This window comes from Desulfovibrio sp. DV (assembly GCF_001936595.1).
Taxonomy (GTDB): Bacteria; Desulfobacterota; Desulfovibrionia; order Desulfovibrionales; family Desulfovibrionaceae; genus Solidesulfovibrio.
In genome coordinates, this window is sequence record NZ_MLBG01000163.1 from 1 (window position 1) to 6,997 (window position 6,997).

Annotated in this window: 10 protein-coding genes; 6 read left to right on the top strand and 4 right to left on the bottom strand. The window is 57.3% G+C overall.

Annotated features, from left to right (window positions below):
* Positions 1-98: 98 nt before the first annotated feature.
* A complete protein-coding gene (locus tag DVDV_RS21100) occupies positions 99-581 on the bottom strand; it encodes an isoprenylcysteine carboxylmethyltransferase family protein (RefSeq protein ID WP_075356547.1) in 483 nt (160 codons plus the stop codon).
* A 273-nt stretch (positions 582-854) separates the two neighbouring features.
* Here DVDV_RS21100 and DVDV_RS21105 point away from each other — a divergent pair, with 273 nt between their 5' ends.
* The 6 genes from DVDV_RS21105 to DVDV_RS22570 all read left to right on the top strand — a co-directional run bounded on the left by DVDV_RS21105 (position 855) and on the right by DVDV_RS22570 (position 4,262).
* On the top strand, positions 855-1,166 hold the full coding sequence (locus tag DVDV_RS21105) for a hypothetical protein (protein WP_254845483.1): 312 nt from the start codon (positions 855-857) through the stop codon (positions 1,164-1,166).
* 39 nt (positions 1,167-1,205) lie between these two features.
* Positions 1,206-2,057 carry a DUF169 domain-containing protein gene (locus DVDV_RS21110; protein ID WP_075356548.1) on the top strand — a complete coding sequence of 284 codons (852 nt, stop codon included), beginning with the start codon at positions 1,206-1,208 and terminating at the stop codon, positions 2,055-2,057.
* A complete protein-coding gene (locus DVDV_RS21115; protein ID WP_139311703.1) occupies positions 2,054-2,662 on the top strand; it encodes a hypothetical protein in 609 nt (202 codons plus the stop codon). The genes DVDV_RS21110 and DVDV_RS21115 overlap by 4 nt, the downstream gene beginning before the upstream one ends.
* Before the next feature lie 353 nt (positions 2,663-3,015).
* Complete coding sequence (locus tag DVDV_RS22560; protein ID WP_139311704.1) at positions 3,016-3,564, top strand: hypothetical protein; 549 nt, start codon at positions 3,016-3,018, stop codon at positions 3,562-3,564.
* Between the two features lie 12 nt (positions 3,565-3,576).
* The gene (locus DVDV_RS22565; RefSeq protein WP_139311705.1) at positions 3,577-3,939 is read left to right on the top strand and encodes a DUF6864 domain-containing function; all 363 of its coding nucleotides are present in this window, start codon (positions 3,577-3,579) and stop codon (positions 3,937-3,939) included.
* Positions 3,939-4,262, top strand: coding sequence for a hypothetical protein (locus DVDV_RS22570; RefSeq protein ID WP_139311706.1), 324 nt, complete (start codon positions 3,939-3,941; stop codon positions 4,260-4,262). The genes DVDV_RS22565 and DVDV_RS22570 overlap by 1 nt, the downstream gene beginning before the upstream one ends.
* Positions 4,263-4,518: 256 nt before the next feature.
* Here DVDV_RS22570 and DVDV_RS21120 read toward each other — a convergent pair whose 3' ends face one another.
* From DVDV_RS21120 to DVDV_RS21130, 3 genes are read right to left on the bottom strand one after another with little or no spacing between them, the layout of a single operon-like run.
* Complete coding sequence (locus DVDV_RS21120) at positions 4,519-5,172, bottom strand: CatA-like O-acetyltransferase (RefSeq protein WP_075356550.1); 654 nt, start codon at positions 5,170-5,172, stop codon at positions 4,519-4,521.
* A gap of 49 nt (positions 5,173-5,221) precedes the next feature.
* Positions 5,222-5,770 carry a cysteine hydrolase family protein gene (locus tag DVDV_RS21125; protein WP_075356551.1) on the bottom strand — a complete coding sequence of 183 codons (549 nt, stop codon included), beginning with the start codon at positions 5,768-5,770 and terminating at the stop codon, positions 5,222-5,224.
* A gap of 15 nt (positions 5,771-5,785) precedes the next feature.
* Entirely contained in the window at positions 5,786-6,883 is a 1,098-nt protein-coding gene (locus DVDV_RS21130; RefSeq protein WP_075356552.1) for a nicotinate phosphoribosyltransferase, read from the bottom strand.
* Between the last annotated feature and the right edge of the window lie 114 nt (positions 6,884-6,997).

Here is a 6,997-nt window from a genome sequence, read left to right on the forward strand (position 1 = left end):
AAAGGGGGGGCTTGGCGTGGGCTGCCAGGCCGGACGGCTTTGACCGGGACAGCCGGAGCAGACACTTGGCGCGGGACACCGGGGCCGCCGGGAGTGCGTCATCCGGCCGAAGGGTCGTCCAGTCGGCTTAGCCTGGGCACGATGCCGCCCACGCTCCGGCTGTAGCGCCGGTACTCCTCGCCATACCGGCCAAGCAGCCAGGCTTCTTCGTGGGGGATGCACAAGCGGTAGAAAATCGCCGCCACAATCGGGGCCAGCAGGGAGAGAAGCGTGCCCTGCAACAGCGCCAGCCCCGGCACAATGCACCAGACCCAGGCAGCATAGAGCGGATGGCGCACCACGGAAAAAATGCCGCGCGTGGCCAGCTGTCCGGCATCGATGGCCTTGTACACGGAAAACGTGCCCAGGGCATAGACGACAAGGCCAAGAAACAGCAGCACGCCGGCCCCGGCCAGGGCCAGACGCTCGGGCACGAGCCGGTCGCAGAAAGACGCAATGAGAATGGTGTCGTAGAAAATCGCCAGCAGGGCGTAGCAGATCGTGGCCCGGTACAGCATGGTTCCCATTCCCCAACGATTCATGGCCTCACCTCCAAGGTCATGTTTCGGTTGCATCCAAAATTCCGCCGCCTGTCAAGCCGGTCGTCGCGCCCCTTGACAGAAAAGGCCCGGCCGGGGCATCGATTTTTCACCCTGCCGTGCATTACCAAGCTGTTCGCCTCATCTCCGCCGCACCGCTGCCCATGATCGTTGCCACGATCCTGGTTCTGGTGGCCGCCTTGTCCCTGGGGCTTTTCTGTTGCGCCTCCATCCGGGCTGCCCTGGCCATGGCCGGCGCATCGGCCGGGGGCGGTGTTGTCTGTTGGCGACGCCCTGTCGCGGCTGGCCGAGTCCCGCCGGGTGCGGCACATCTTTTCCCGTCGGGGCTTCGATCCCCGGATCCTCGACGCCATGGCCGCCTCCCGCTGCCAGCGCGACGCCGCCCTCCACGCCGCCGGACAGGCCGGATTTTTGGCCCAGGCCAAAGCCCACTACCGCTCCCGGGGCTTTGCATGGTACCATCTGCTCCCACACGGCATGAGCCGCGCCCCGTGGCAACTGCTGCGCCCGCGTTTTCTGCGAGGAAGTTTCCTGGCCTTTCGACACCAGCGCCGGACTGGTCCATGACACCTGTCCCGGCGCGCAAATCGCCCGCCGGAGGTCGCCATGTCCGACACCTTCCCTGATCCTGCCCTGCCTGAAACGTCCCTGGACAAGCTGCTCGCCGCCCTGGGGCTGGGCGAAGAACCCTACGGCCTTTTTTATACCGACGTTCCCCCGACCAACGGCTTTGCCCCGGATGCCGGACCGCCGCTGTCCCTCGACCGCGAAGCCCGGGGCGAGGTGGACTGGGGTGCTGTCTGGGGCCATTTTTCCTGCGTCATGGGCAAGCTCTGGCTGGCCCGCAAAAAACGCGCGGCCGCCTGGTTTGACGCCGAGCATTACGGCTGTCCGGGCGGTTCGTTCTACCTGGGCTTTCACGCGCCCCAGCTCGAGTTCATCACCTGCTATGTCTCGACCGGCATCCCCGGCAGCCCGGTGACCGGCGAACGCTACCTGCCCTCCCCGGCCTCGGCCCGGCGCTTTTTCACCGAACTCGCCCCGCGTCCGGCCCCGGCCCGATACTGCGTACTCAAACCCGTCACCCACTTCACCGAAACCGAAACACCGGAAACCGTGATCTTTTTCGGGCGCGGCGAAGTCCTGACCGGCCTGTCCACCCTGGCCGCCTTTGTCACGGATGATTTCGAGATCGTGGCCGCGCCTTTTGGGGCCGGATGCAGCTTCATCGCCACCTGGCTGTTTCATTATCAGGCGGCGGGGCACCCCCGGGCCGTGCTCGGCTGCGGCGATCCGTCGGCGCGCAAATTCATGAAGCCCGACGAGATGACCTTTACCGTGCCCTACAGCCTGTACCAACAGTTCCTGGCCCGCTGGCCGGACTCCTTCCTGCCGACCAAAACCTGGGCCATGGTCCAAAAGAAGATCGCCCGCAGCCAGGAGGCCTGGGGGGAGTGAACGAAGGGGCATGGCGGCACGAAACGGGCGGACGGGAACAAGCAGCAAATCCGGCCGCAAACGAGGAAACAGGGATCACTATGCCCGCTCGCAAGCATTTCAGTTTTTTAGCAAAATTCCTGCTGGCCCTGACCAGCCGCCATGGCATCATCGCCTTCAACATTTTTCTGACGGCGCTGTCCGCCATCTCGCTTTGGGTCATGATCCCGATGATTTATGACACGGCCAGCCATACCGCGGAACTTGAGAACATTTCAGAATATCTTGGCGTCATTTTCATCGGCTACGGCGTCGCCATCGAGGAGCGCCAGTCGTTCATGGGCATTTTCAAGCTCTATCCCGAGTTCCAGACGCCCTTCCAGAGCAGGATTGACCACATCTGCCACGAATACGGGCTTTGCTATCTCCTGCTCGGCCTTTTTATGGAAATCTGCGTCGCCTGCATCAAAATCCCCGACGCCATCATCGACACGGACCACATCGAGGATGTTTTCTTCTCCATCAGCGCGCTGTTCTTGTTCGTAAGCGCCGCCCTCATGATCTACCAATCCTGGATTTTGTTGCTGGCCAGGGGCGATGCAAAGAAATCATATCCTTCAATGTAACGCTTTCCTGATGACCAAAATGCAATTAACAATGTGGCCGTAGACGCTACGACCAAGGCGCTCTCGAAAGGAAGAAATGTGCGTCCCGCAGTTGGGAGGCCGGACTTGCGGGGAGTGATGACGCACGCAGCCGATGGGATTGATGGAGGTGTAGAAAAAACAGAACAATGTGGATGGCCAGACTGACCATATGGCCAGCTACGCCGACGCCAATGGCTTTCCATCCCATAAACAGATTACTTTCTTATCACGGCAACCGCTGTTCATGAGCTTATATATATTTATTAGTGATTTGTAAATTTTTATTGACAAATAGATTTTTCCATGCTTTTCTCTCCGAAAAGGAGATTCCAGTGGAATATTTGATTACAGCACGTGTTCAATCATTGCTTGACTCAGGACAAATCACAATTAATGATTTTGAACCCCAGTTTTTGGGCAAAGACAACTACAGATTTCGAGCAGGTCAATTTGAACACAAAGGCAAAGTTGTCCAGCAAATTGCTCTTGGGCCAATGGAATACGCAAAATGTCTTAGCTTAGAGTATTTTTCGTTCCCTACAACAATAATCGGTGATATTAGTCAAATATCTGACAATGCTCTTGATGGAATTATTCTAAATAAGTCGGATTATATTGACAGAAAATTTGAAGGATGCCTTCGTCTTGGAATTTTCAACATGTCATCAAACATAGTTAAACTCAACAGGGGTGACGCTATCGGGAAAATATATTTCTATCAAGCTTGTAATGAAGAAATGCTTGGCTGCTTTGACTCTGTCATTGAGCATACACCATGCATGAAAGTACTCGAAGACCGTTTTAAGCACAGAGCAACAACGACTGACTTTGAAAAATCAAATCGAAATCTTATCCCAAATGCCGGCGAGCACTGGTTTTAAGGATTAACTACAATGCCAATAAATCAATCAAGCCACCTTGAAATTGCGTCGAACAAAAGACAAATCCTCCACTCTGGGTCAGTACACACATACGACGAATCATCACTACAATTTACAGTCGGAAATTTACAAATTACTTTTTCCTTTGCCGAGAATGGCAACAAGCCTGACATGGACATCAACATAAAGAGCGAAACTCTTTTAGAAATCAACCTCCAAAACTTTTCAAACCCGACGGGAATCGGCACAGACTCACCGATTAACCTTGGCATCATGGGGGGAAGGCAGCTCTCCCTGGCCTTTACCGTACAAGCACTGTCAAAAGAGTCTATCAAACTACTATCCTATACATTTTTTCTTGGAGAAAAAGTGTAATGACCACAAACAACAACCAAAGTAATCAAATAAATGGAAGATTTACCTCAGACAATATACACCAAAAGAACGAAGGCAACTCATTCACAATTAACATCAACGGTCCAGACAAAATTGTTTCAAGCAGCAACACTCAAGAAATTTTAGCAGTTCAACTTTTAAAATTACTGCTGATAGCTGGAATATCCCTTGTTGTCATTTCTCTAGTCGCAACAAAACTTTTTGGATACAACGTCATTGAACACTTAACCTTGTCATGGAACTTAATTACACCATCAATATCTGCAGTTATTGGATATTGTTTTGGAGTAAGGCCCAAATGATGCACATCACATACACTGACTACTTATGTCACAAAAGACTAGCACTAGCGCCATAACTCTTTCTCAAACAGGCTACAAAAAATCTACGAGTTTTCCCGTCTTATCTATCACGAATTTCACCACAAAACAGCGGCTATTTCTATTTATCTAATTCGCTGAGTTTTCAAACAACAGTCCCCTCAGTCTGTTAACAAACAGTGCAGATGGTCCACAAAGGATAGAAAAGGCCCAACAACTCTGTCTCTCTTCTTCGTTGTCAAACAACAGAAAACACGTCCTCAGCCTCGCCAAGGACCGCTGCCAGCCGCTCGAAAAACAGGGCTACATGCCGGCCGTCCACAAAGCTGTGCAACACTTCCAGCGCCACCGGCAGCGTCAAGGCACCGGCGTCGATCTTGCCAAAGACCACACGCGGCACGGAATCCTGCCAGGGGTCGCCCCAGGGGTTGGAGATGGCCGTGAAGGCCACATCCGGCAGATTGCTCATATAAATAAGGCCCTGGCTTTCACCGCCGGCCGGCGTCAGGGTCGGGCTGGCGTCGGCCGCATCGCGGGCGGCCTGGACCGCTGCGGCAAACCGGGAAAAATCCGCGTCATACCCGGCGACGCAATTGGCATGAAGGCTTTTCCCCTTTGGCACATAGGTGAACCCGGCATTGACCGTGGCAAACTCCACCGGCCGCAAATCGACCAGCCGCAGCCGCAACTCCGGCACGCTGTTGGCGCTTTTCATGATCGCATAATAGAGGCAATCCGACAGCCTCGGCTTTGGAGCCGGGCAGCGTTTGCGAAAAGCAATCAGATTTTCGACGGAAACAGGCGCAGTGACAGCCAGACAGGGATTTCGCCGGCACTGGAAGAACTGGAAATGCTGCTTTCGTTCCCACTGGTCAATATCGATATAACGCACGGTCCTGCCTACTGCATTCGGTGTTGCTGCAAAAAGGCTCCAAAACGCCTCAGCCCAATTCCTCAAGAAGACGGTCCGCGCCTGTAAACGCCACTCCGGCCTGACGCATGGCCTCCAGGGCCGTAGCGGCATCGCCTTCGTTCAGGTCCACACCGGCAATGGCGTCCAGGGCCACGGTGACGGCCAGTCCACGGGCCCGGGCGTCCAGGGCGCAAGCCTGCACGCAATATTCCGTGGCCACTCCGGCCATGATGAGATGCGTCGCCCCGTACCCCGTCACCAGGGCCTCGGCTGCGCCATGGGCGAAAACGGTCAGGGCATCCTTCCCAAGCACGATGTCGCCAGGGCCGGCATGGAGTTCGTCGATGATCCGCGCCCCCCAGGTGCCCATGACGCAGTGCGGCGGCCAGGAGGCAAATTCCCCGGAATCCTCGGGATGGGCGTCGTTCACATACAGGACCGGCACGCCGGCGGCGCGAAACGCGGCCCGCAGCCGGACGACAGGGTCCACGACGGACCGGCCTTTGGGAAAATACAGTTTGCCGGAAGGGTTGATGAAATCATTGAGCATATCGACGATGACGAAAAGTTTTCCCATGGCAACCACCCCAAACTACAAAATACGTTCCAGACGCGGATTGGGTTGGTAGCCCCGCCCGGTTTTGGCCAGGTCCCGGCCCTCGATCCGCACGATGTCGGCGGTGGCGCACCAGGCGTCAAACAGGCCGCCAATGCCCAGAGCATCAAAGAGCCGGCCATGCTGCCGCTCGGCCTCGGCAAAGGCAGCCACCTTGGCCGGATTGCCAAAGCCGCTGGAGAGCACGATGCCGACATTTTCAAAGCCGGCGGCGTCCAGCGCCCGGCGCAGGGCGAGCGTGCCGGCCACGGTCACGCCCTGGCCCGTGTAAAAGGCGCGGCCGTCAAAGGGGACCCCGCCCTGGGCCAAGAGCTCGCCGGCCGTGTCCAGGCGCACGCCCTGCAAGCGGCCGCCCAAGGTCCGGGCCGTGTCCAGGGCATCGTCAATTTCGCGGTTGAAGGTATCGACCAGGGCGATGCGGCCGCACTCGGGCTCGATGTGGCGGTCAAAGGCGGCCGTGGCCTCGCGCGTTGCCTGCCCGGGGCCGACGTGGTGGGCATAGACCAGGACCAGGGCGTGGGGAATGGTGCCCACGCCGGCCGCCAGTCCGGCCGCCCTGGCCCCGATATCCGTGGCGCAGGAGTCAAACCCGGCCGAAACAGCCGCCCGGCTGATGGCCGCCTCCATGGACCAGTGCCAATGCCTGGCTCCGAAATACATGAGGCTCTTGCCCGGAACCATCTGGCGGATGGCCCCGGCCTTGTCCGCAACAGCAGCGAGGTCCGGCGCGGGCAACCCGGCCGCCTGGCTGGTGCGGGCGGTCAGGACGCCCAGATACATGGTCTCCAGCTCGATAAAGTCCTGGATCGGGCCTTCGATGTGCATGACCGGTTCGAGCGGCGAAAAGGCGCTGCCGTCCGGCAGAGCCAGAATTGTGCCCCCATGCTCCGCCAGAGGCGAATAGGCCCGAAAAAGCCCGGCCGCCTCGGCCACGCCCTGGATCACTCCCGGTCCGTTGCGGAAAAAGACCTGCATGGTCACTCGCGGATTGAGCCCTTCCCGCTCAAGGATCAGGCGCGACCGGATGAAGTACTTATCGGTATAGGGCAGATGGCTTTCAGGCAGCGGCAACATGGGTACGACTCCACGGGCGGACGCGGGCAGGGGTTTTGCACACATTTTGTAAAAAGTAGTGTTCATTCATGGCGTTGCCAAGCGGAACCTGCAGGCGTGATCTTGCCTGGCCCC

Coding starts and splice junctions, on each gene's coding strand:
- DVDV_RS21130 (WP_075356552.1), bottom strand. CDS start 6,883: ATGTTGCCGCTGCCTGAAAGCCATCTGCCCTATACCGATAAGTACTTC.
- DVDV_RS22570 (WP_139311706.1), top strand. CDS start 3,939: ATGACCACAAACAACAACCAAAGTAATCAAATAAATGGAAGATTTACC.
- DVDV_RS22565 (WP_139311705.1), top strand. CDS start 3,577: ATGCCAATAAATCAATCAAGCCACCTTGAAATTGCGTCGAACAAAAGA.
- DVDV_RS21110 (WP_075356548.1), top strand. CDS start 1,206: ATGTCCGACACCTTCCCTGATCCTGCCCTGCCTGAAACGTCCCTGGAC.
- DVDV_RS21100 (WP_075356547.1), bottom strand. CDS start 581: ATGAATCGTTGGGGAATGGGAACCATGCTGTACCGGGCCACGATCTGC.
- DVDV_RS21125 (WP_075356551.1), bottom strand. CDS start 5,770: ATGGGAAAACTTTTCGTCATCGTCGATATGCTCAATGATTTCATCAAC.